19 protein-coding genes are annotated in these 22,305 nt (G+C 50.7%); 6 read left to right on the top strand and 13 right to left on the bottom strand.

Annotation, left to right across the window (positions count from 1 at the left end):
- Positions 1-113: 113 nt before the first annotated feature.
- From rpmG to RYZ26_RS18890, 10 genes are all read right to left on the bottom strand, one after another.
- Complete coding sequence (gene rpmG, locus RYZ26_RS18845; protein ID WP_028877909.1) at positions 114-281, bottom strand: 50S ribosomal protein L33; 168 nt, start codon at positions 279-281, stop codon at positions 114-116.
- Positions 282-393: 112 nt separating this feature from the next.
- Positions 394-1,962 (bottom strand): S41 family peptidase, encoded by a 1,569-nt coding sequence (locus tag RYZ26_RS18850; RefSeq protein WP_317684803.1) that lies wholly within the window; start codon positions 1,960-1,962, stop codon positions 394-396.
- A gap of 58 nt (positions 1,963-2,020) precedes the next feature.
- Positions 2,021-4,276 (bottom strand): ribonuclease R, encoded by a 2,256-nt coding sequence (gene rnr / locus RYZ26_RS18855; protein ID WP_317684804.1) that lies wholly within the window; start codon positions 4,274-4,276, stop codon positions 2,021-2,023.
- A gap of 182 nt (positions 4,277-4,458) precedes the next feature.
- Positions 4,459-7,086 carry a type I DNA topoisomerase gene (gene topA / locus RYZ26_RS18860; RefSeq protein WP_317684805.1) on the bottom strand — a complete coding sequence of 876 codons (2,628 nt, stop codon included), beginning with the start codon at positions 7,084-7,086 and terminating at the stop codon, positions 4,459-4,461.
- A 54-nt stretch (positions 7,087-7,140) separates the two neighbouring features.
- Positions 7,141-8,259 carry a DNA-processing protein DprA gene (gene dprA, locus RYZ26_RS18865; RefSeq protein WP_317684806.1) on the bottom strand — a complete coding sequence of 373 codons (1,119 nt, stop codon included), beginning with the start codon at positions 8,257-8,259 and terminating at the stop codon, positions 7,141-7,143.
- 52 nt (positions 8,260-8,311) lie between these two features.
- Complete coding sequence (locus RYZ26_RS18870) at positions 8,312-9,232, bottom strand: diguanylate cyclase domain-containing protein (RefSeq protein WP_317684807.1); 921 nt, start codon at positions 9,230-9,232, stop codon at positions 8,312-8,314.
- A gap of 21 nt (positions 9,233-9,253) precedes the next feature.
- Positions 9,254-9,823, bottom strand: coding sequence for a glycerol-3-phosphate 1-O-acyltransferase PlsY (plsY, locus tag RYZ26_RS18875; protein WP_317684820.1), 570 nt, complete (start codon positions 9,821-9,823; stop codon positions 9,254-9,256).
- A 56-nt stretch (positions 9,824-9,879) separates the two neighbouring features.
- Positions 9,880-11,184, bottom strand: coding sequence for a dihydroorotase (locus RYZ26_RS18880; RefSeq protein WP_317684808.1), 1,305 nt, complete (start codon positions 11,182-11,184; stop codon positions 9,880-9,882).
- Positions 11,181-12,152 (bottom strand): aspartate carbamoyltransferase catalytic subunit, encoded by a 972-nt coding sequence (locus tag RYZ26_RS18885; protein WP_317684809.1) that lies wholly within the window; start codon positions 12,150-12,152, stop codon positions 11,181-11,183. Before RYZ26_RS18885 ends, RYZ26_RS18880 begins: the two co-directional genes overlap by 4 nt.
- 70 nt (positions 12,153-12,222) lie before the next feature.
- Positions 12,223-13,158: an AEC family transporter gene (locus tag RYZ26_RS18890; protein WP_317684810.1), complete on the bottom strand. Its 936-nt coding sequence runs from the start codon at positions 13,156-13,158 to the stop codon at positions 12,223-12,225.
- A 166-nt stretch (positions 13,159-13,324) separates the two neighbouring features.
- Here RYZ26_RS18890 and RYZ26_RS18895 point away from each other — a divergent pair, with 166 nt between their 5' ends.
- The gene (locus RYZ26_RS18895) at positions 13,325-14,788 is read left to right on the top strand and encodes a methyl-accepting chemotaxis protein (RefSeq protein ID WP_317684811.1); all 1,464 of its coding nucleotides are present in this window, start codon (positions 13,325-13,327) and stop codon (positions 14,786-14,788) included.
- Here the strand turns inward: RYZ26_RS18895 and RYZ26_RS18900 are convergent.
- Positions 14,785-15,450, bottom strand: coding sequence for an O-methyltransferase (locus RYZ26_RS18900; RefSeq protein ID WP_317684812.1), 666 nt, complete (start codon positions 15,448-15,450; stop codon positions 14,785-14,787). The genes RYZ26_RS18895 and RYZ26_RS18900 overlap by 4 nt on opposite strands.
- Positions 15,443-15,916 (bottom strand): Holliday junction resolvase RuvX, encoded by a 474-nt coding sequence (gene ruvX / locus RYZ26_RS18905; RefSeq protein WP_317684813.1) that lies wholly within the window; start codon positions 15,914-15,916, stop codon positions 15,443-15,445. Before ruvX ends, RYZ26_RS18900 begins: the two co-directional genes overlap by 8 nt.
- 128 nt (positions 15,917-16,044) lie before the next feature.
- On the opposite strand from ruvX, the gene RYZ26_RS18910 reads away from it, so the two are divergent.
- The 4 genes from RYZ26_RS18910 (at position 16,045) to RYZ26_RS18925 (ending at position 20,541) form a co-directional block, all read left to right on the top strand.
- Positions 16,045-16,851, top strand: coding sequence for an SH3 domain-containing protein (locus RYZ26_RS18910; protein ID WP_317684814.1), 807 nt, complete (start codon positions 16,045-16,047; stop codon positions 16,849-16,851).
- Between the two features lie 63 nt (positions 16,852-16,914).
- Entirely contained in the window at positions 16,915-18,114 is a 1,200-nt protein-coding gene (locus RYZ26_RS18915) for a ChaN family lipoprotein (protein ID WP_317684815.1), read from the top strand.
- Between the two features lie 2 nt (positions 18,115-18,116).
- Entirely contained in the window at positions 18,117-19,931 is a 1,815-nt protein-coding gene (locus RYZ26_RS18920; RefSeq protein ID WP_317684816.1) for a M1 family metallopeptidase, read from the top strand.
- 121 nt (positions 19,932-20,052) lie between these two features.
- Positions 20,053-20,541: a copper chaperone PCu(A)C gene (locus tag RYZ26_RS18925; protein WP_317684817.1), complete on the top strand. Its 489-nt coding sequence runs from the start codon at positions 20,053-20,055 to the stop codon at positions 20,539-20,541.
- A 107-nt stretch (positions 20,542-20,648) separates the two neighbouring features.
- On the opposite strand, the gene gmk is transcribed toward RYZ26_RS18925, so the two are convergent.
- Positions 20,649-21,281 (bottom strand): guanylate kinase, encoded by a 633-nt coding sequence (gene gmk / locus RYZ26_RS18930; protein WP_317684818.1) that lies wholly within the window; start codon positions 21,279-21,281, stop codon positions 20,649-20,651.
- A gap of 217 nt (positions 21,282-21,498) precedes the next feature.
- On the opposite strand from gmk, the gene RYZ26_RS18935 reads away from it, so the two are divergent.
- On the top strand, positions 21,499-22,251 hold the full coding sequence (locus RYZ26_RS18935) for a hypothetical protein (RefSeq protein WP_317684819.1): 753 nt from the start codon (positions 21,499-21,501) through the stop codon (positions 22,249-22,251).
- The last annotated feature ends 54 nt before the right edge of the window (positions 22,252-22,305 follow it).

A 22,305-nucleotide genomic window follows, 5' to 3' on the forward strand; every position in this document is an offset into this window, starting at 1 on the left:
ATGAAAACGCCAAACCAAATGCACAGAAAAGCCCGCTGCCAAAAGCAACGGGCTTAACCTAAAACCGTCAACGTATTTTAGGACGGGTCAAGGTATACGCTGGTGAAGCGAGATTATTTAATCTTAGCTTCTTTAAACAGCACGTGCTTGCGTACCACCGGGTCGTATTTGCGGAATTCCAGCTTCTCGGTGATGTTGCGCGGGTTTTTCTTCGTTACGTAAAAATAACCCGTGTCAGCGGTGCTTACCAGTCTGACCTGAATGGTGGTTGGCTTAGCCATCTTATTAAATCCTGTAGCAAAAATATTGCGTGTTGAGCGCCGGACAATACAGGCAATATTTTCAATGTCAACCCGATTTCTACGATTTTATGACAAAGATGCGTTTTGCCAGCTATTGTGCGACGGTCGCGATGGTCGTAAAACCCATAAATCGCTTATATAACCCTGGATCAAGGATAATATTGCGCGCAATCTCTTTATCGATTCCTTTGCGCCTTCGATCCGGCGGGCAGGTCAGGCGCAGACTTTTACGCCCGGAACGGTCTTCAATGGCAACAGTACGCCAGTTTTTCATCAAGGCCCGACCATCATCTTCAAACAGGGCCGCACCGCGATCCGGATTATCTTTCACCCCACTGGTACAAACCGATGGCCGCACGCCCAATCCGTGGAAAGCATATCCGCTTGGCGCAATCAACCGCGACCAGGTCACCGTGATTTCCCCGTCATTGGGCAGGCGCTGTACCGACTGCACCGTGCCTTTGCCATAAGACGAACTGCCAACCACAACCGCGCGCCCTCGGTCCTGCAGGGCGGCAGCCACAATTTCAGAGGCCGAGGCACTTTTACCGTCCAGCAAGACCACCATGGGACGGCCCTGCGCCACATCAATCAAATCGGCTTCATAAACTTCAAAACTGTCTGGATGACGGCCCTGAGTGGAAATAATACGCCCGCCCGGCAAGAATAAATCCGCCACGCGCACCGCCTTTTTCAGCAAACCACCTGGATTGCCACGCAGATCCAGCACCAGCCCCCGAAAACGTTGTCCATGCATCAAGGCAATATCCTGCACTTCCTGGGACAAGCTGCCCACCGTGCGTTCATTAAAGCTGCTGATCCGAAGGTTTAAGACACCATCATCAAAAGACGCCCAGACCGTCTGCGGGATCACCAGTTCACGCCATAAAAACAATTTATGAACAGCGCCCGTTTCCACACGTTCAACTTCCAGCACCATTTCCGTCTGGATTTTACCGCGCATCATGTCGTAAACCTGATGCAGGCGTTTTTGGCTGACAGACTGACCATCCACCCGGATGATCCGGTCTCCCTTGCGCACACCACCTTCAAAGGCCGGACTGTCGCGCCCAACACGTTTGATAAAGAAATCATCCCCGCTTTTGCGCAGGCTCACATCAATGCCGCCAAACCCTTCACGGCGATCACGATGCTCTTCTGCCTCTTTCTGTCCGGCATAGCGTGAAAAGATATCCAGATTGGACAAGGCAGCGTCAAAGACAGCTTCATAGACCCGTTCGGAACTTGTCGCGACCAAATCTTCAGAATAGGGCCAGAGCGCCTGCAGAACCTCATAGACCACATCTGACCAGCTTTCACTATCATGGGCCATGGGTTCGACAACAGCGGTGACATAATCATCGCCATAACGGATTTCGATCACACCGTCTTTTTCGGCAACGCCAATTTCAGGATCAATGGTCGCAAGCCCACGCAGGCCTTCCAGGCCGAGGGCACGCACATCCACCGGGGTCAATGCCCGTTCAGAAACATTATAAAAGCCGGAAGCCAGAACAGATGAAATCTCATCACGCGGCATTTTGACGCGCATATCCTCAGTCACTTTATCCAGACGGGCCTGATAGGTGGGCGACTGGGGCCCGGCACAGGCTGACAGGATCAAAAGTGCAGCGAAGGAGCCAACAAGGGATCTGTTCATCAATTTCATGATCGCATCATGACAAATTAAAAACCTTTTGTCACCTAGGGGGGAAGACCTAACGCTGGCGTCTTCTGCTTTTTGAAGCCTTTTTAAAGCCTTTACGATGGCCTTTGCGTGGTTTTCGACCACCGCCACCGGATTTGGCCGCCTTGGCGACGTCTTCGGGCTTTAAAACAAGATTAAACACCATACCGCCTGTCACAACATCAGCTTCCATCAGTTTGGCTTCCACCCGTTCACCCAGACGGAAGGTCAGGCCGTTACGTTTTCCGCGCAACAGATGCAGCTGTTCGTCATGGTCATAATAATCCATCGGCAGGCTTCGGATCGGCACCAATCCATCCGCACCCGTTTCATCCAGCGTGATAAACAGGCCAAAGCGCGTCACCCCATTGATGCGTGCACCAAAGCTTGCACCAACCCGGTCCGCCATAAAGAGCGTGGTATAACGATCCATCGCATCACGTTCAGCACCCGCTGCACGGCGTTCGGTCTTGGAAAGATGGTCGCCCATCTCCCCAAAGTCCTTGGTACTTTCTTCCAGACCGCCCTCACCCAGCCCATAGCCTTTAATGAGCGCACGGTGAACCAGAAGGTCGGAATAACGACGGATCGGGGATGTAAAATGGGCATAGCGGTTCAGCGCCAGACCAAAGTGACCGATGTTTTCCGGGTTGTATTCCGCCTGGGCCTGTGATCTCAGCACAATAGTGTTGATCATATGGTTCTGATCAGTTTTAGACGCATCGCTCAAAATCCTGTTGAAGATTTTCGGGCTGGGTTGTTGGCCCTTGGCAAGCTTGATATCCAATGACCAAAGGAACTGACGCAGCGCTTCCATCTTTTCCAGACCCGGTGCATCGTGGATACGATACATACAGGGCTGGCGTTTATGTTCCAGCGCTTCAGCCGCTGCCACATTGGCCGTGATCATAAATTCTTCGATCAGCTTGTGACTGTCCAGACGCTGACGTTTGTCGATAGAGGCCACATTGCCCAGATCATCAAATCTCATCTGACGTTCCGGCACATCCAGTTCCAGAACGTTGCGTTCTTCGCGGTATTTCAAAAAGCTGGCATAGGCGCCATAGAGCGGGTTGATCACCGTCTCCATAATCGGTTCGGTCACTTCATCCAGTTGGCCATCACGGGCAGCTTGGGCTTGTTCGTAGGTCAAGCGCGCATGGGAGCGCATCAGGCCACGAATAAATTTATGGCGCAGCAGATGACCATCCGCATCAATCCACATATGGGCCGCCAGACAGCCGCGATCTTCATGCGGGACCAGCGAGCACCAGCCGTTGGAGAGAGCTTCCGGCAACATCGGCACGACCCGGTCGGGGAAATACACAGAATTGCCGCGTTCAAACGCACCGCGATCCAGATCGTCCAGATGGCGCACATAGTGGGCCACATCGGCGATCGCAACAATGATATGCCAGCCGCCTTTATTCTTCGGGTCCGTATCGGGTTCTGCAAAGACGGCATCATCAAAGTCACGCGCATCCGCCCCATCAATAGTCACCAGCGGGATATCGCGCAGATCAACCCGTTTGCCCAGTGGCACGGCTTCAGCTGTTTCTGCCTGTTCAATGGCAGCCGGGGTAAATTCGGTTGGGATATCATGGGCATGGATACAAACGAGTGAGACCGCCTTGGGCTGATTGCTATCACCCAGACGTTCCACCACGCGCGCAGGCTTCAGCCCATAGACACGACCGGGCAAAGGTTCACACAAGACCAGTTCGCCGTCTTCTGCGTCGCCAGCATTTTCCTTGGCGATGATAAATTCACTTTTAGCCCGGCGATCGGTTGGGATCAAACGTCCCTCTTCTCCATTGGTCTGGTAAATCCCCAGTACGCGTGAAGGCGCTTCAGAGATTTGCCGGATGACCTGAGCTTCATATTCCTTGGCTGAGATTTTCCGCATGCGACAGAGTACACGGTCACGAATGCCATAGGCCGTGCGGCCACCGGATTGCGCCACATAGACCTTGGGCGGGCGATCATCGCCTTGCCAGCTCAGCGGTGTTGCCAACAACTCCCCATCTTCATCAATGCCTGTAATTTCCAGCACAGTCACATCCGGCATGGACCCCGGCGTGGCAAAACGGCGCTGACGCCCACGTCCAATCTTGCCATCGCGTTCCAGTTCTTTCAGAACTTTTTTCAGTTCAATCTTGGCTGGGCCGCGTAAAGAAAAGGCACGCGCAATTTCACGTTTTCCCACCTGTGATGGTGACTCATTGATGAAGTCGAGGATTTGTTCTTTCGTCGGGAAAGGAACGGGTTTTCTATCTTTTTGGGTCATTTACATACCTTATCGCCGCCCCGCGCATGTCGCGGGGCTATGGGTAAATGACAGACTACTGCGATTTCCCATGATCGCGCAACAAGTGCGCGATGACGTTTGGGTTAAAATTATATCGTCATTCCTGCGCAGGCAGGAATCTGTTGCCAGAAGATCCCTGCCTGCAGAGGGATGACGCGTGTCTATTCTTCAGTAGCTTTCTTTTTCGCCGCGGCCTTCTTTTTCGCCGCAGGTTTCTTAGCCGTTGTTTTCTTGGCCGTTGTCTTTTTCGCTGCTGCTTTTTTCTTGGCAGGGGCTTTCTTCTTTTTGCCCGCGCCTTTCTTGTTCAGCATCTCAATGGCGATTTCCAGCGTCATATCATCGCGTTCCATATCCTTTGGCAGGCGCGCGTTGATACGACCGACTTTTACAAACGGGCCCCAGCGGCCATTTTGCATGATGATGTCTTTTTTCTCTTCCGGGTGTTGGCCCAGGACAACCATCTGCGTCTTTTCCATTTTTTCATGGATCAAATCGATGGCACGGTTTTCACCGATGGTGTAAGGGCTGTCTTCCTTAATGGAAACAAAGGTCTTGCCCACAGACACATAAGGGCCAAAGCGACCAATGCCCGCCTTGATGATTTCGCCCGTTTCCGGGAAGATACCGACATTACGTGGCAGGGACAGAAGTTTGAGCGCTGCCTGCAAATCCATTTCAGCGGCATTCATATCCGATGTCAGGGACGCACGTTTCGGCTTTTTCTTCTTATCTTCCGGATCGATATCCCCGATCTGGACATAAAGACCATATGGGCCGCGACGCATGGTCACCATTTCGCCTGTTTCCGGATCAAGGCCCAGTTCTTTCGGACCGGAATCCAGATCAGGCAGGTTCTCATCACCTTCATCCGCCTTGATCAGCGGACGGGTATAGCGACATTCTGGATAGTTGGAACAACCGATAAAGGCACCAAACTTGCCCAGTTTCAAACTCAGACGGCCATCGCCACAGGTTGGACAGCTGCGTGGATCACGGCCATCTTCTGTTTCATGGAAGAAGTGATCGGCCAGGTCCTCGTTCAACGCATCCAGTACGTCACGAACGCGCAGTTCCTTGGTTTCATCAATCGCCCCGCTAAAGGCTTTCCAGAAATCGCGCAAGACTTTCTGCCAATCCTGATCCCCGTTGGACACTTCATCCAGCTGGTCTTCCAGATTAGCTGTGAAATCATATTCCACATAGCGTTTGAAGAAGTTGTTCAAAAATGCTGTCACCAGACGACCACGGTCTTCCGGGATAAAACGTTTCTTTTCCAGAACCACATAGTCACGGTCCTGCAGCACAGAAATAATGCTGGCATATGTGGACGGACGGCCAATACCCAGTTCTTCCATCTTCTTCACGAGCGACGCTTCGGAATATCGGGGTGGCGGCTGTGTAAAGTGCTGATCAGAATTCACAGGTCCCAGATTCAGGACATCTCCTGTCTGTACATCTGGCAGGATCTTATCACCATTTTCATCATCGGATGCATCATCGCGACCTTCCTGATACAGGGTCAGGAAGCCATCAAATGTGATAACAGAACCACTGGCGCGCAGCCATGTCTGTTTATCCTGGCTTTGGATCACAACAGCAACCTGGTCCAGTTCCGCACTTGCCATCTGACAGGCAATGGTGCGTTTCCAGATCAGGCTATAAAGTTTCAGCTGGTCCGCATCCAGGAACTTGGCCATTTCTTCCGGGCGGCGGGTTACGCCTGTTGGACGGATGGCTTCGTGGGCTTCCTGTGCATTCTTGGCTTTTATCTTATAAGTACGCGGGCTTTCCGGCACGTACTTCGCACCATACTGATCCCCGATCAGGTCGCGTGCGGCAAAGATCGCTTCGTTAGACAGGTTCACCGCATCGGTACGCATATAAGTGATCAGACCGACGGTTTCCCCACCGATGTTGATCCCTTCGTAAAGTTTTTGCGCCACCTGCATGGTACGTTTTGCGCCAAAGCCCAGTTTACGCGAAGCTTCCTGCTGCAGGGTTGACGTTGTAAAGGGTGGAGCCGGGTTGCGTTTGGATTTTTTACGTTCCACATCGCCAACCGTATATTGGCCCGCTTCGACAGCAGCCACAGCCTTTTTCGCCGCATCTTCATTGCCAATATCATGCTTGCCGAGCTTTTCCCCATTTAAATGGGTCAGGTTAGCCGCCAATGTCTTACGTTTTGGTGTGGTAAATTTGCTGTCCACAGACCAATATTCAATCGGTTTGAAGGCTTCAATTTCCGCTTCACGTTCACAGATCAGACGAAGCGCAACGGATTGTACACGCCCGGCCGAACGCGACCCCGGCAATTTGCGCCACAAAACAGGCGACAGGTTAAAACCCACCAGATAATCCAGCGCACGACGAGCAAGATAAGCTTCAACCAGTTCCTGATTGATCTCCCGTGGTGTCGCAACGGCGTCTAAAACAGCCTGTTTTGTAATTTCATGAAAAACAATGCGCTTGACATCTACGCCTTTCAGCAGGCGACGTTTTTCCAGAACTTCCTGCACGTGCCATGAAATGGCTTCCCCTTCACGATCCGGGTCAGTCGCGAGAAACAGTTTATCCGCGCCCTTCATGGCGTCGGTGATTTCTTTAAACTGTTTCTTGGAACGCGCGTCCATCTCCCAATCCATGGAGAAATCATCGTCGGGACGAACCGATCCGTCTTTCGCCGGAAGGTCACGAATATGACCATACGAGGCCAGAACCTTATAGTCCTTGCCCAGATATTTATTGATCGTTTTGGCTTTGGCTGGCGATTCGACGACAACAACGTTCATCAGTAAGTCTTCTTAACTTCGGTTTCATAAAAGCACGGATTGTGCATAACCCCTTTAAATGATTAAAGAAACTTTGTTTCCGGGATGGCGTTCCAGGCTTCCGGCAAGTTCCAGTTCCAGCAAAACGGTTTGCACTATGGAAGCAGAGATTTGGCATTGCCGGATGATTTCGTCAACGAAAACTGGTGTTGGAGACAAACTTTTTATGATTTGGCCCCTTGCAGCCTGTAACATGTCCTCACTAGGCATAGTGATATTATCCCTTTGATAATATGACCCTTTTCGCTCTTCTAATGGCGTGTTTTGAACATGATTAAGCTCAGTTAAAATATCTTGCGCGCTTTCCACCAAAATCGCACCGTCGCGAATCAGGGCGTTTGTGCCCTTCGATCTGGGGTCGAGTGGGGAGCCAGGAACCGCAAAAACGTCGCGTCCCTGCTCCAGCGCCAGCCGTGCAGTGATCAGGGAACCGGACCGGGGCGAAGCTTCCACCACCACAATCGCGCGCGCCATGCCGGAGATAATGCGGTTGCGTCTTGGGAAATGTCTGGCCTGCGGTTGAATTCCGATTTTTGGTTCGGCGATCACACATCCACGTTCCGCCATCTCATTATATAAGTGTGCATTTTCTTTCGGGTAGATCACATCGACTCCACCACCCTGCACACCCACCGTTCCAGTTTCAAGCGATGCGGCATGGGCAGCTCCGTCTACACCACGGGCCAGACCGGACACCACCAATAACCCACCTTGCCCGAGATCACGCGCAAGCTGTGCCGCGAAGTTACAGCCGTTGATAGACGCATTTCGCGCCCCGACGATGGCGATACTTCTCTTTCTTAATAAATGTGCGTGCCCGCGCACGGATAAAACGGGCGGTGCATCTTCCACCTGTGCCAACAAAGGTGGATAAGCGGCCTCATCGCGCATGATCAGTTCCGCGCCCAGTTCCTTCACCTCCGTCAGTTCTTTTTGGGCATCGGATTTACTACAGATTTTAATCGCGCGTTTGCGCCCGCCTTTTTTTGCAAGATCGGGCAAAGCCTTTAGCGCCGCCTGCGCAGAACCATATTGTTCCAGCAATCGGTAAAATGTAATGGGGCCAACGTTTTCACTGCGGATCAGGCGCAGCCATGCCAGTCGTTCATCAAAAGATAGTGTATGTTCGTTCATCGTCATCGCCTTTATCTATGTGACAAAAGCTATGAACGGATGTGGGCGTTTTTTATTCCGGGTCAGAATAATAGCTAAACTGCCCCTTGCCCCGGTCTTTGACATTATAGAGGGCAATGTCCGCCATCTTCATCAGATCAAGGGATGTCACCCCGTCTTTTGGCGAGCATGCAATACCGATACTCCCCCCGACCGTGATCCAATTGCCTTCAACCTCAAACGGTTCAGACAAAGCATCAATGATTTTTTGCGCTACGATAGAGGCATCTTCTTTCCCTGCCATACGTTCCAGCACAACGGCAAATTCATCCCCGCCAATGCGTGCGACCGTATCACTTTCACGCACACAGTCACGCAGACGGCGCGCGGCTTCGACCATCAGCTCATCACCTGCCGGGTGACCGTAAGTATCATTTACTTTTTTGAAGTCATCCAGATCCAACATCATAAAAACGACGCGGTTGTCGGTGCGTTTGGACAGCTTCAGCGCATGGTTTAATTCATGGATCAGGGAATATCGATTGTTCAGCCCGGTCAGCGCATCGGTCATGGCACGATGTTCCAGTTCCATCTCTGCACGTTTTCGGTCCGTGATATCCAGAATAGCACCAACAATGCCGTTGATATCTTCGCTGACCGCATGAAAACAGGCTTTGTGGAACATTACATCGCGGATGGTCCCATCGGCATATTCGACTTGAGCTTCATAAACCTGCTTGCCCTGACTGTCCATCAGGGCCAGATCTGCCTTGTGGTAAACTTCGGCCAATTCGCGATCAAACAGATCAAACACACCAAAACCGACCAGTTCTTCCTTGGATTTGCCGACATATTCTTCAAATGCACGGTTACAGCCCAAATAGCGCCCTTCTGAATCCTTAAAAAAAATTGGCACAGGCACGGCATTGATCACCGCCTGTAACAGGTTGGCTTCTTCAATGGAAGGAGGCGATTGATCTGTATTTGAGGTCATGACCCACCGATAAATGCAGAATTATTTCTGGCCGATCTTCGATTCTTCACCCGCCATCAGACGTTTGATATTTTCATGATGACGCGCAATGCCCAGAACTGCAAGTAGAACTGCAAGCACAGCTTTATTTTCATCACCTAGAAAATACATATAAATAGGTGAGGCCGCAAAAGCCACCAGTGCAGAAAGCGATGAATATCTGAAGGCAACAGCCACCACCAGCCAAGTCAGACACGTCGCCACACCCGCAGGCCAGGACAAAGCCAGCAACACACCCAATGTGGTTGCCACACCTTTGCCGCCCTTAAAGCGCAGCCACATGGGGAAGTTATGGCCAAAGACCGCCAAAAGACCTGCCACAATCGCTGCATCCGGTGCGTACCAATACCCTGCCAGCAACACAGCCACCGCCCCTTTACCGCCATCCAGCAACAAAGTCGCAGCCGCCAAACCTTTGCGACCCGTGCGCAGCACGTTGGTGGTGCCGATGTTGCCAGACCCGATCTGACGCAGATCACCTGCGTTAAACAGACGGGTCAGCAACAGACCAAATGGAATAGAGCCCAGCAGATAGCCCATAAGCGCAGCCATCTGCCATTCGTGCGTTACGATAATTGGTACTGTTCCCACAGGGATGCTCCTAATTCCTAAAGTTCAAAGACCGTGCGACCGTCAACCACAGTACGCAAACAACGCCCCTGTGCCAAGCGTCCATCAAAGGGGGAGTTCTTGGATTTTGAAGACAACTGATCCGCATCGATTTTCCAACCGCGATCCGGATCAAAGATACAGAGATCAGCAGATGCACCTTTTTCCAGTTTGCCAGCAGGCAGACCAATGATGTCGGCAGGATTACAGGTCAGTGTTTTCAGACTGTCCAGCAGGCTCATATGCCCGTTGTGATATAGTTCAAGCGTAATCGCCAGCAAAGTTTCCAGCCCGACACCGCCAAAGGCAGCTTGCGCGAATGGCAGACGCTTTGAATCTTCATCTTCCGGGGCGTGATCAGATGCAACCACATCAATCACCCCGTCCTTGATACCTTCAATGATGGCTTGGCGGTCTTCTTCACTACGTAGTGGCGGGGACAGTTTCGCAAAGGTCCGATATTCCCCCACAGCCAGTTCGTTCAGTGAAAAATAGGGCGGGGCTGTATCACAGGTGACACGCACGCCACGTTCTTTGGCGCGGCGAATGATATCGATACTTTCTGCGGTTGAAATATGGGCAAAGTGCAGACGCCCACCTGTATCTTCAGCCAATCGTACGTCGCGCGCCACCATAATGGTTTCCGCCACAGCCGGAATGCCTGTCAGCCCCATACGCAGCGCCAGATCACCTGCGTTCATATGACCACCTTCAGCCAATGATGGTTCTTCCGGGTGCTGCACCAGTAACAGGTCATAGTTACGCGCATAAGACAGCGCCTTGCGCATCACTTTGGGCGAGGCCACAGCGCGTATGCCGTCGGTAAAGGCAACCGCACCTGATTCTTTCAACATGCCCATTTCAGCCATGTCTTTCCCCTGCAAGCCTTTGGTGATCGCACCGTAAGGGTATACTTTACTGAGACCCAGCAGACGGGCACGGCGGGCAACAAATTCCACCACGCTCATATCATCAGTGACAGGGTTTGTATTGGGCAGACTGACCATGGATGTGATGCCACCGGATGTGGCGGCTTCCCCGGCTGTCTTTAGCGTGCCTTTATGTTCTTCCCCCGGTTCACGCAACTGAACGCGGATATCGACCAGACCGGGACAGAGGCAGGCGCCTTCGCAGTCAACAACGCTGACGTCCCCATATTCCCCGGTTGCCTTGGCATAGCCCGGTCCGAAATCGGTGATTTTTTCGCCTTCGGTCAGCACACCGCCCATAACATCCAGACCTGTTGCCGGGTCAAGCAGACGGGCGTTTACATAGGCCACACGGCCTTGCGGTTTCAAACTCATACCCCGTTCTCCTCACGCCATTGTTCCAGATTGGCGGTCACCACTTCCAGACAGGCCATCCGCGCGGCCACGCCCATTTCCACCTGTTCCTGAATGGCGGAACGTTCGATATCGTCAGCGACGTCTGAATCGATCTCTACCCCACGGTTCATCGGCCCCGGGTGCATGATCAGCGCATCATCTTTTGCGTAAGACAGCTTATCGTAATCCAGGCCATAGAAATGGAAATATTCGCGTTGGGACGGCAAGTATGCCCCTTCCATACGTTCTTTCTGCAGACGCAGCATCATCACCACATCCACATCCTTCAGGCCTTCGCGCATGTCGTTATAAACTTCGGCGCCCAAAATTGCCATGTTGGATGGCAACAGGGTTGTTGGTGCAACAAGACGCACCTGCGCGCCCATGGCACTGAGCAAATGAATGTTGGAGCGCGCCACACGGGAATGCAGCACGTCACCGCAGATTGCAACGGTCAACCCGGTAAACTTGCCTTTACGACGACGAATGGTCAGCGCATCCAGCAAAGCTTGTGTCGGATGTTCGTGCGTGCCGTCACCTGCGTTCAACACAGCACAGTTCACTTTTTGCGAAAGCAATTTCACCGCACCAGAATCCCCATGACGAACCACCAGCACGTCCGGGTGCATGGCATTCAGCGTCACCGCCGTATCAATCAGGGTTTCGCCCTTTTTGATTGATGAGGTCGCAACGGACATATTGATCACATCTGCGCCCAAACGTTTGGCGGCGCGTTCAAAAGATGTCCTCGTTCGTGTGGAATTCTCAAAGAAGAGATTGATGACGGTGCGACCTTGCAGCTTCTGCTCAACCGGTTGGCGTTCTCTGTTCAGTGCGGCGTATCTTTCCGCCCGGTCCAAAATGTCGGTCAATTCAAAAGGATATAGCCCTTCGATGCCAAGCAGGTGCCGATGCGTAAAGCGTAATTCTCTGTCTCTGGTGCTCATGAGGGCGGACTATATGCATATGCCTTGCCCCATGCAAGCCCCTGTTACAACACCAGCTTTTCTGCGCCTTTCAAAGCATCTCCAGCAGCAGTAAAATCAACGGAAGGCTTAGCATCGCGCCCAGAGTCGTCACTGTGATGATCCCGGACATAATTTCCCCGTTCCCCCCCATGCGTCTTGCGAGCACGAAAGACGAAGTTGCTACAGGCAATCCGCAAAAGAAAACGCACATGTCCCGGGTCAGCCCTTCTACCCCAATCAGACTGCAACAGATCAGACAAACTAACGGCAAAATCATCAGTTTTACAACGGATGTCACAAAGACGGTTTTGCCCCCTTCCTGAAAAGTTTTTAACTGCAACCCCGCCCCGACACATAACAGCCCCAGCGGCAAGGAAGCCCGCGCCAGAATTTCAATCAGCGGATTAAGGATCGGTGGCAAAGTAACATCCAGTCCGTTCAAGGTCAGCCCCAGCAAACAGGCAAGGATCAGGGGATTGCGGATCACTGCCCGTAGGAGCTTGTCAAACTGAGGAAACCCTTCACGTCTATGCGGGCTATCGCCATAGGTTTCCATCACAATGACACACAGCACATTCACCAAAGGCACCGTAAAAGAAATCACAATGGCAATCAGCGTCATGCCCGGCTCCCCCCAAAGGGAGGAAACAGCGGCAATCCCCACATAGGTGTTAAAACGAATGGAGCCCTGAAAGACAGAAGTGAAGGTCGCCCCATTCACCCCCAAATAAGGTTTGGCTTTTACCGCAAGGGCGGCGACCAAAACCATGGAGGCCACAATGGCAAAGGCCATGGGGGCGACTTCGATATCGCCCACATTTGCATTTGCGGTTGTCTGCAACAATAACGCCGGGAAAAAGATATAATAGGTCAGCCCTTCGGCAGGTTCCCAGAAAGAAGGCGCGATCAGTTCTTTTTTGCGGATTGCAAAACCGATCAAAATCAAAAGAAAGATTGGCCCCAAGGCAAAGACGATACTTGTCATCTCACCACTTTATCGTTGTTAACTCCATCGTCAGAGTAACCATAATGACCCGTAATGTCAGCTTTTTTCAACCTTCGTATTACGCATTCTTACCAGCTTAAAACTTGTTTGGAGCGTTCTTAAGTTACATTGCAAACAATTGATTTCTGTAGTCTGGAGGCGTTCGATGAGTTTCATGGGTTTAAATGTAAAAGGGGATTCCAGCTTTAAAGATGCTGTGGATGCCATGCCTGTCAATGTGATGTTTTGCGATATTTCTACCTTCAACATCACCTATGCCAACCGCCTGTCCATTGAAACCCTGACGCAACTGGAAGACCTGATCCCGGTCAAAGGAAAGGACATCGTGGGCACCAACATCGATGTCTTCCATAAGGTCCCGGACAGACAACGTGGCATTTTACGCGATCCCAACAACCTTCCCTTCAACACAATCATTACACTGGGCAAAGAAAAGCTGGATTTGCTGGTTACACCCATTTTTAATACGGAAGGGCTCTATACAACTGCCATGCTCACCTGGTCGGTCGTGACGGATAAGATGAAATTGGAAGAAGAAAGCAATCGCCTGGCCCAGATGGCCGACCAGATGCCGATCAATGTGATGGCGGTAGAAACCGAAGATTTCAAAATCAATTATATGAACAAAACCAGCCGCGACACATTAAACCAACTGGAACATCTGCTGCCCTGCAAAGTTGACGAGATCATGGGTCAGAGCTTTGACATCTTCCACAAGCACCCACAACATCAACGCAACCTGATGGGCGACCCATCCAACCTTCCCCACAAGGCCAAGATCAAGCTGGGCGACCAGCATCTGGATTTGCTGGCATCCCCTGTTTATGACAAAGATGGCAATTACACCACCGCCATGCTGACCTGGTCTGTGATTACCGAACAGGTCAAATTTGCAGGCGACGTACAGGAAATTGTCGATCTGGTTGCCTCATCGGCCACACAAATGCGCGCAACCTCTGAAACCATGGCAGGTACGGCACATCAAGCCAATGAACTGGCCGCCAATGTTTCAACCACGACAGAACAGCTAACGGCCTCAATCTCAGAAATTTCCGGGCAAGTAACCCGCTCGACAGAAATTTCAAGTGAAGCGGTTGAACAAACCGGACGGGCGAATGAAAAAGTACAAAGTCTGGATACAGCCTCACAGGAAATCGGCGAAGTGCTCTCTCTCATTACCGATATTGCCAATCAGACCAACCTTCTGGCGCTGAACGCCACCATCGAAGCTGCCCGCGCAGGTGAGGCAGGCAAAGGTTTTGCGGTTGTTGCAAGCGAAGTTAAAAACCTTGCCAACCAAACTGCCCAAGCCACCGATCAAATCGGCGCGCAGATAAATGAAATCCAATCCGCAACCAAAGAAGCCGTCCATTCCATTGAAAGCATTACCAAGACCATCAACGAAATCAACGAAATCTCATCTGTAATTGCCTCGGCCATTGAAGAACAAAGTGCCGCCACGCAGGAAGTGAACCAGAATATCGAAGGCGTTAATCAGGCGTCCGAAATGACAGGAACGTCAGCCAAAGAAGTGCTGGATGCCGCAAGTGAACTTTCCAAACAGGCCGAACAACTGTCCAGCCAGGTCCAGAAGTTCATCAACACCTAACGCTTACGCACGATGGTGAGGCCGTCACCGATGGCCAACATGGACATATCGACACGTTCATCAGCGACGATATGTTCGTTGATGGCGCGGATGGCTGCGGTCTGGTGGGTGGTATCATTTTCATCAATCACGCGACCATACCACAAAACGTTATCCACACAGATGATCCCGCCCGGTTTCACCAGTTCCAGTGACTTTTCGTAATAGTTCATGTAACTGGCTTTATCCGCATCGATGAAGGCGAAATCGAAACTTTCCGGGCCGTTTTCTTTCAGAACCGTTTCAATCTCTTCATTGGCATCACACAGGCGCAAATCGATCTTGTGATCAACACCTGCTTCTTTCCAATAGGGTTGACCGACAGGGGGGAAACGTTCATCACGTTCCAGCGCAACGATATAACCGTCGTCCGGTAAAGCTTGTGCCAGAGCCAAAGTGGAATAACCCGCATAGACCCCAAATTCGATGATGCGTTTGGTCCCTGTAATGCGCACCAGCATATCCAGAAAACAGGCTTCTTCCGGCATAATCGCCAGCTGGGCATTGACCAGCGTTGCTTTTGATTTTTCACGCAGGCGGCGCAGCGGTTCACTTTCGCGCATGCCGACTTTGCGGATATAGGCGTCCAGCCCGTCTGTTAATCGCAGGGAAGAATCAGCCATTTTGATACTCCAATGCCTCCAGCGCGCCCTGCAGGATGTAAGCCGCCGCTGCACGGTCCACCACTTCAGATCGACGTTTGCGCGTCATGTCGGCTTCCCCGATCAAAACACGTTCCACAGCAACAGTGGACAAACGTTCATCCCACAACAGGATAGGCAGATCAATTTCGCGCGACAGGTTGGACGCAAAAGCCTTGGTCGCTTGCGCGCGTTTGCCCTGAGTTCCATCCATTTCCTTGGGCAGCCCCAGGACAATCCCGCCGACTTCTTCCTTGGCGATCAGGTCTTTCAGTTTCACCACATCTTTGGAAAACTTACCCTTGGGCAATGTTTCCACCGGACTTGCCACCATGCGCATCACATCAGAGATCGCCAGACCAATCGTTTTGGTCCCCAGATCAATCCCCAACAGGCGGTCATGTTTTTTGATGGCAGCAGCGAATTCTGCCAGTTCCTGAACAACCATATGAACCTCTAGAAAAAATTTTCCTGCTTATGACGCAATCGTGATCAAATGTCGAGGCCAGATCGCATTGTCAGCCCGGGCTGCTTGCGTTATCATGCGGTTAAGTTGTTTGAAAACGGAGATTTTCGGTGAATCTAAAATATATTTTCACCACAGCAATATTCCTTTCAGGCCTGTATGGACCCGTACAGGCAGCTTCGCTTTTTGACAACGTCACCCTGGAAGGGGCAAAGGGCCCGCATCTTGTTACCAAAAATCGGGTCAATGTGCGCGCCAAACCAGCCAATACGGGAAAGAAACTCAGCAAGTTACAAAAACGCGATGTGGTCAATGTTCTGGGCCGAGCCAAGGGTACCCAATGGCTGGCTGTGCGCCGGGATGCTAAAGATCTGGGCTATGTCTTTGCCAATTCCCTGACCCCCATGATTGATGGTTCTTTTGAAGGACCGTTAGTTGGCAAGATCGATTTAACCGATCATAAAAAGCCAACTTGCCGCTATGAAGTAACCTATGAAGGTCGTGCGATGGAAGACGATATTGTTTTTGTCTCCGCCGACTATCTCGCTTTTTTCAAATGCCGGATGAATGACGAAAATTTCGATTTCAACGCCATGCTTTTCATGTCTGAAATTCCGCATGACCTGGGTCGAAAGCCGATTTATCAAATCACCATCAATCTGCCGGATATCGCAACCGGATATGAAGAATTCCTGTCTGCCACCGCCCTTTATCATCAACATAGAAGCAAGGTTGTGATGGATGCTGTTTCCCTAAAAGCTTTTAAGGAAAAAGACCTGCGCCAGACCAAAGAAGCTCTGACCCCGGTTGAAGCCATTGAAAGTGCCTTGGCCCTGCAGCTTGACAGTTTCAACACCAAAGCCTGGCGCACCATCGCTGGCGAAATCCCCAGCCCCGGCGACAAAAAACCCGAATAGCTGCCACAATTTAGGCATCATCATCGGATAAGAAAACAAGAAGAAAAACAGTGAGTGTCCTATATGTCTTTAAAATCCTGTAGCCTGATCACCACCGCCCTGACTCTTGCCTTTTTAAGCACTGCTTATGCCATGCCGACGGAAAAGACGGAAAAAGAACCCAATCTTTCCTGCATTCAGCGCGCGCAATGGATTGCTCCCAAGACCCTGCAACATCTGGACAGCCAGATGGTGATTAAAAAGGCCGCTCAGGAAAAAGTCGTATTGCTGGGGGAACAACACCCGGATGCAGTTCATCACAGATGGCAACTTCAGACCATCACGCAGATTTATACCCATAACCCCAACATCATCATCGGCTTTGAAATGTTCCCGCGCCGGGTTCAACCTGCCCTGGATGCCTGGGTGCGTGGCGAATTAAGCGAGACGGAATTCCTGCGCAATACGGACTGGAACGATGTGTGGAAGCATGATGCAGATATCTACATGCCGCTGTTTCGATTTGCCCGTATGAACCGTATCCCCATCGTTGCCTTAAATGTGGATATGAGCCTGATCGGCGAAGTTTCTCAAAAGGGCTGGGACGGTGTTAATGACGACAAAAAAGAAGGCGTTGCCACCCCACGCCCCGCCCACCCGGATTATCTAACATCGTTGAAAGAAGTGTTTGAACGCCATTCTCACGTCAGTGATGATGAAAAAAAATCAGATGAACGATTTAAGCGCTTTGTCGACTCCCAACTCACCTGGGATGGCGCCATGGCACAGGAAATTGCCCGGGTTCAAAAACTGGGCGGCGAGCCCTTGGTCATTGGTGTCATGGGCAGTGGCCATATCGCCCATGGTCATGGTGTGCCCCACCAATTGGAAGGATTGGGTCTTCACGCCAAAACATTACTGCCCTGGACATTGGGATGGGATTGTGACGATTTGAAACCCACCTACGCAGATGCCATCTTCGGCCTGGAAGAAATGGAAGAAAAGCCACAGGGCCACAAGCCATTGTTGGGCGTACGGATTGATGAAGCCGAAGATAAATCCGGCGTATTGGTTGAACAAGTCATTGAAGAAAGCGTTGCCGAAGATGCTGGGCTTAAAACGGGCGATATCATTGTGTCTGCAGCAGGTGTCATCACCAAAACACCGGGGGAACTGGTCACCGTTATCCATCGACAGGCCCCGGGCACATGGTTGCCGCTGCAGATTAAACGCGATGGCGACCTGATCGATATTCTTGCCAAATTCCCCAAATCACCACATTGATTATGAAAAAGCTCCTCCTTTCTCTCACTCTTTTCATCGGCCTGACATCTCAGGCATTTGCAACCGTCCATTTTGATCTGGCCGTCAGTATTGATCTGAACGCCCGGCAAATCACTGTTTCCGGCACCTCAAGCAAGCCGACCCGTGATCCGGTCAATAATGTGAAAAGCGTGAGCTTTTCTTATCAATACCCCCTGCCTGCCGCGCAATCCCCATCGGACTGGCGCGGTGGCAGCTTTGCTTCAGAAAACGAGCTCTATCTCCCATCCGGCTGGCATCCGAAAACCGATGAACTGATGACCTTCAAGGTCACGCTGGATGCCATCCTGCCCGGTGCGATCACCGAGGAAGTGATTACGGACAGCCGTTACACTGCAACCTTCACCATGGCGAACCCCACAGAAGGCATGCCACTTTTTGCAGGTCCTTATAAAATAGCCCAGCTGCAATATGAAAACACCCGTCTTCGCACCTATTTTTATGAAGATATGGGCGATCTAAGCGAGGATTATCTGAACCGCACCGCGCGCTATATCCAGCGTTTCTCACAACAAATCGGCCCCTTCCCTTTCCCGGAATTTCACATTATCGCAAGCCCCATCCCTACAGGCTATGGCTTTGCCGGGGCGACCTATATCGGTAAACGGGTCTTGCGCCTGCCGTTCATCAAAGAAACATCCCTGGGTCACGAAATTCTGCACAATTATTGGGGCAACGGCATCTTCCCAGACTATGCATCCGGTAACTGGGCAGAAGGGTTAACCACCTATATGGCCGATTATATGACAGCGGAAAATGCCTCTGCTGACAAGGCCCGTGACATGCGCCTGTCCTGGCTGCGTGATTATGCCGCCCTCCCCCAAGACCAGGATAAACCCGTTGTTGAATTTGTCGCAAAACATGGTCAGGCCTCTCAAGTCATTGGATATAACAAGACGGCTTTTATCTTTCATATGCTGCACCGGGACTTGAAGGATGAGGTCTTCTTTCAGGGATTGCGTCATTTCTGGCAAAAACATGCCTTCAAGGTCGCAAGCTGGAAAGACTTACAAACCTCGTTCGAAGAAACATCAGGTCAGGACCTCGATTATTTCTTCCACCAATGGGTTTATAAATCCGGGGCACCGGGGTTCAAAAACTTCTCGGCCCGCGCCAACCATCACAAAGGCGAAGGCTGGAAAGTCACCACACGTGTGGTGCAGGACACCCCTGTTTTCAAAGGAAAACTTCCTATCGCGATTGGCACCGGGTCTACACTCAAACATAAATCGGCCACGCTAAAGGGTCGTATCTCGCAATCTTCCACCTGGGTGAGCCAGCGCCCATTAGCCGTCAGTCTTGATCCGGACTTTCACCTGTTTCGCAAGCTCGGCCCCAATGAAGCCCCGCCGATCCTGCGTGATGTCATGCTGGCACAGGATATCAAACTGGTTCTTGCCAGCCCGTCGTTGAAAGAGGTCGGAATCGCCCTTGCAAACAGATTGAGTGAAACAGGCATCACGCTGCAAAAGTCCGGCCTGCCGACGTCCGCCTTTATCACCATCGGCCTTGATAAAGATATCGAAACATTCGCCCAAAAATGGCGCCTGCCACCTCACACCTTGAAACCGATGGAGACCACAGCCAAAGTCTGGGCCGGGCAAACATTTGACGATGCACCATACATCATGATTTCCGTTCAGGACGAAGCCGCCTTATCCGCCCTGATGCGCCCCCTGCCCCATTATGGCAAACGCAGTGCGCTGCAGTTTATGGGATCAAAAGCAATTGAAAAATCAACCGGACAAACCCGACCTATTGCGGTGCCCATTCATTAGACCAAGATCAATTCTTTTAGACTGATTTTAAACGACAATCTTTGCATTGACAGTTTCGGGCAATCCATGCCTAATGCGACCTATAAGAGGTGGCCTTCTTATATCAATATTGGAGATATCCATGTTTAAACGTATTGCATTAATCGGCGCTATGCTTTTGGCCCTTAGTACTCCTTCTTTCGCAGGGGATATTTCTGTTGAAGGTGTCTGGGCGCGTGCTTCTGCGGGTATGGCCCGTGCTGGTGCAGCATTTATGACCATCAAAAACACGGGTGAAGCAGACAAGCTGATTGGCGCAAAAGCCGATGTTTCAAAACGCGTCGAAATTCACACCCACCTGCATCAGGACGGCGTGATGAAAATGCGTAAAGTTGAAAGCGTCGCCGCCGCCAAAGGCATGACCATGCTGAAACCGGGTGGCGATCACGTCATGTTTATGGGACTGAACGAACCTTTCAAAGAAGGGGCGAGCTTCCCACTGACACTGGTTTTTGAAAAAGCCGGCGAGATCAAAGTCGATGTTAAAATCATGAAAGCCGGTGCTATGGGCATGGGCGAGATGAAACACGACATGAAGCATGACATGAAAAAAATGGAACATAAACACTAAGTTCCATTTTCTTCACCAACACGTCATTCCCGCGAATGCGGGAACCTAGTTTTCAAAATTAAATCACATTCTGGGTCCCCGCTTTCGCGGGGATGACTATTTGCGGACTACATATTTTCCACAAAGTCCGCCAATCCGGTACGGCGTTGTCGCTTTAAGCGTTCAGCCTGCAAGATGGCTTTGACCTGGTCCGTTGCTTTTTCCAGATCATCATTAACCACCACATAATCCGCATCCGCCCAGTGGCTGGCTTCACTTTCCGCTTCCAACATGCGACGTGCGATCACTTCATCACTGTCCTGTCCACGTGTGCGCAGGCGGTCTTCCAATGACTGAATAGTCGGTGGCAGGATACAAATCCATACTAGATCATCTGCCGCATTCTTGCGAAGTTGTTCAGCGCCTTGCCAATCGATATCAAAAAACACATCCTTGCCGGAAACCAATGCTTCTTCCACAGGGGCTTTGGGTGTGCCGTAATGACGGCCAAAGACTTCCGCCCATTCCAGAAAATCGTTGGTGCCGACTTTGGTGCGAAACTCTTCCGTGCTCATAAAATAATAATGTTCCCCATCCACTTCGCCCGGACGTGGGTCACGAGTGGTGGCAGAAACAGACACCACAATAGACGGATCATCCTGCATGATGGCACGCGTGATCGTGCTTTTGCCACAGCCACTTGGCGCGGTCAGCACCAGCAAAAGCCCCCGGCGTTTGATTTGATCGTCGATATTATTCATTCTCTGCCCTTTTTATCACCTCACCGCTGTCTGGGAGAGGATTGTCGGATATTTATTCTCTATTTCGCATCTTTTACTAGTTATTTTTAAACGCTAAAACCATAATTTTATCATTCAACCCTGCCCACGTTGATAGAGGTCATAATGCCATTTAAAGAGGTAAAACTCTCGCAAATCTGATATATTATGCTGTGCGAATCTTAAAAGGAAGATGAATATGACAATACTGGACAAGACAAACAAATTAAAGATAAGGCGCCTCTTGCGGAAACCTCTTGTCGTCAGCACATTTTATCTAGCATTTATCATAGCTTTTTCCTACGTCGGTTCAAAAACCGTTTGGAGTAACTACTATATTTGGGAAGTACCCTCTCTGGCAATGGGAGCTGCCAGTGGACTGGGTGTAGCTGCTTTACTGTCCATTCTGACAGGAATTATCTTTGCCTCCTCATATTCAAAAAATAAGCTAACCATCTGGTGGCTCGCATTCATAAGACATGGAAATGTATCTCAATTTCTGCTGGTTTCTACGATCACCTTATTCATAATCGCAGCTTTCACACCAACTATGACCTCCCCCGTAACAGACTTGCTAAATGATTTGAGCAAAAAAAGGAATGATCATGGCCAATTTATTGAAAAATGGAAAAACTTAAATCAGTACAAAAAATACAATACAGACAAAAACTTTCTACTGCTGAATAAAATTTACGAATACAGACAGCGCAAACAGTGGAAACCACACAAATATGAAGAATGGGCAAATTTCTTTAGCACCTATCATCAAAATGCAAATCCACGGATCTCCGCTTGGGCAAAATTTCTTACTGCAGACTGCTTGGATAGGATGAACCAAGATGCCAAAGCATTTGGTCTCTATACCGACGTAGCGAATAGCAAAACAAATGACAAATATGCAAAATGGTGGAGCAACGGTAATACCCCCATTTTTAGGGGGCTTCAGAAGTAGACAGTTATGCAGCCCTTTGGATTGACTGCAGCAATTTCTGTTTTGGCGTTATGC

Origin of the sequence: Terasakiella sediminum (assembly GCF_033100395.1) — a bacterium.
Classification (GTDB): Bacteria; Pseudomonadota; Alphaproteobacteria; order Rhodospirillales; family Terasakiellaceae; genus Terasakiella.

Excerpts from the sequence above, each read along its gene's own strand:
- rpmG (WP_028877909.1), bottom strand. The coding sequence starts at position 281 with ATGGCTAAGCCAACCACCATTCAGGTCAGACTGGTAAGCACCGCTGAC.
- RYZ26_RS18880 (WP_317684808.1), bottom strand. The coding sequence starts at position 11,184 with ATGAGTTTGAAACCGCAAGGCCGTGTGGCCTATGTAAACGCCCGTCTG.
- plsY (WP_317684820.1), bottom strand. The coding sequence starts at position 9,823 with ATGGCTGCGCTTATGGGCTATCTGCTGGGCTCTATTCCATTTGGTCTG.
- rnr (WP_317684804.1), bottom strand. The coding sequence starts at position 4,276 with ATGACCCAAAAAGATAGAAAACCCGTTCCTTTCCCGACGAAAGAACAA.
- ruvX (WP_317684813.1), bottom strand. The coding sequence starts at position 15,916 with ATGGTTGTTCAGGAACTGGCAGAATTCGCTGCTGCCATCAAAAAACAT.
- RYZ26_RS18900 (WP_317684812.1), bottom strand. The coding sequence starts at position 15,450 with ATGGCTGATTCTTCCCTGCGATTAACAGACGGGCTGGACGCCTATATC.
- RYZ26_RS18915 (WP_317684815.1), top strand. The coding sequence starts at position 16,915 with ATGTCTTTAAAATCCTGTAGCCTGATCACCACCGCCCTGACTCTTGCC.
- RYZ26_RS18920 (WP_317684816.1), top strand. The coding sequence starts at position 18,117 with ATGAAAAAGCTCCTCCTTTCTCTCACTCTTTTCATCGGCCTGACATCT.
- RYZ26_RS18850 (WP_317684803.1), bottom strand. The coding sequence starts at position 1,962 with ATGAACAGATCCCTTGTTGGCTCCTTCGCTGCACTTTTGATCCTGTCA.
- RYZ26_RS18885 (WP_317684809.1), bottom strand. The coding sequence starts at position 12,152 with ATGAGCACCAGAGACAGAGAATTACGCTTTACGCATCGGCACCTGCTT.
- topA (WP_317684805.1), bottom strand. The coding sequence starts at position 7,086 with ATGAACGTTGTTGTCGTCGAATCGCCAGCCAAAGCCAAAACGATCAAT.
- RYZ26_RS18895 (WP_317684811.1), top strand. The coding sequence starts at position 13,325 with ATGAGTTTCATGGGTTTAAATGTAAAAGGGGATTCCAGCTTTAAAGAT.
- RYZ26_RS18925 (WP_317684817.1), top strand. The coding sequence starts at position 20,053 with ATGTTTAAACGTATTGCATTAATCGGCGCTATGCTTTTGGCCCTTAGT.
- RYZ26_RS18935 (WP_317684819.1), top strand. The coding sequence starts at position 21,499 with ATGACAATACTGGACAAGACAAACAAATTAAAGATAAGGCGCCTCTTG.
- dprA (WP_317684806.1), bottom strand. The coding sequence starts at position 8,259 with ATGAACGAACATACACTATCTTTTGATGAACGACTGGCATGGCTGCGC.
- RYZ26_RS18890 (WP_317684810.1), bottom strand. The coding sequence starts at position 13,158 with ATGACAAGTATCGTCTTTGCCTTGGGGCCAATCTTTCTTTTGATTTTG.
- gmk (WP_317684818.1), bottom strand. The coding sequence starts at position 21,281 with ATGAATAATATCGACGATCAAATCAAACGCCGGGGGCTTTTGCTGGTG.
- RYZ26_RS18870 (WP_317684807.1), bottom strand. The coding sequence starts at position 9,232 with ATGACCTCAAATACAGATCAATCGCCTCCTTCCATTGAAGAAGCCAAC.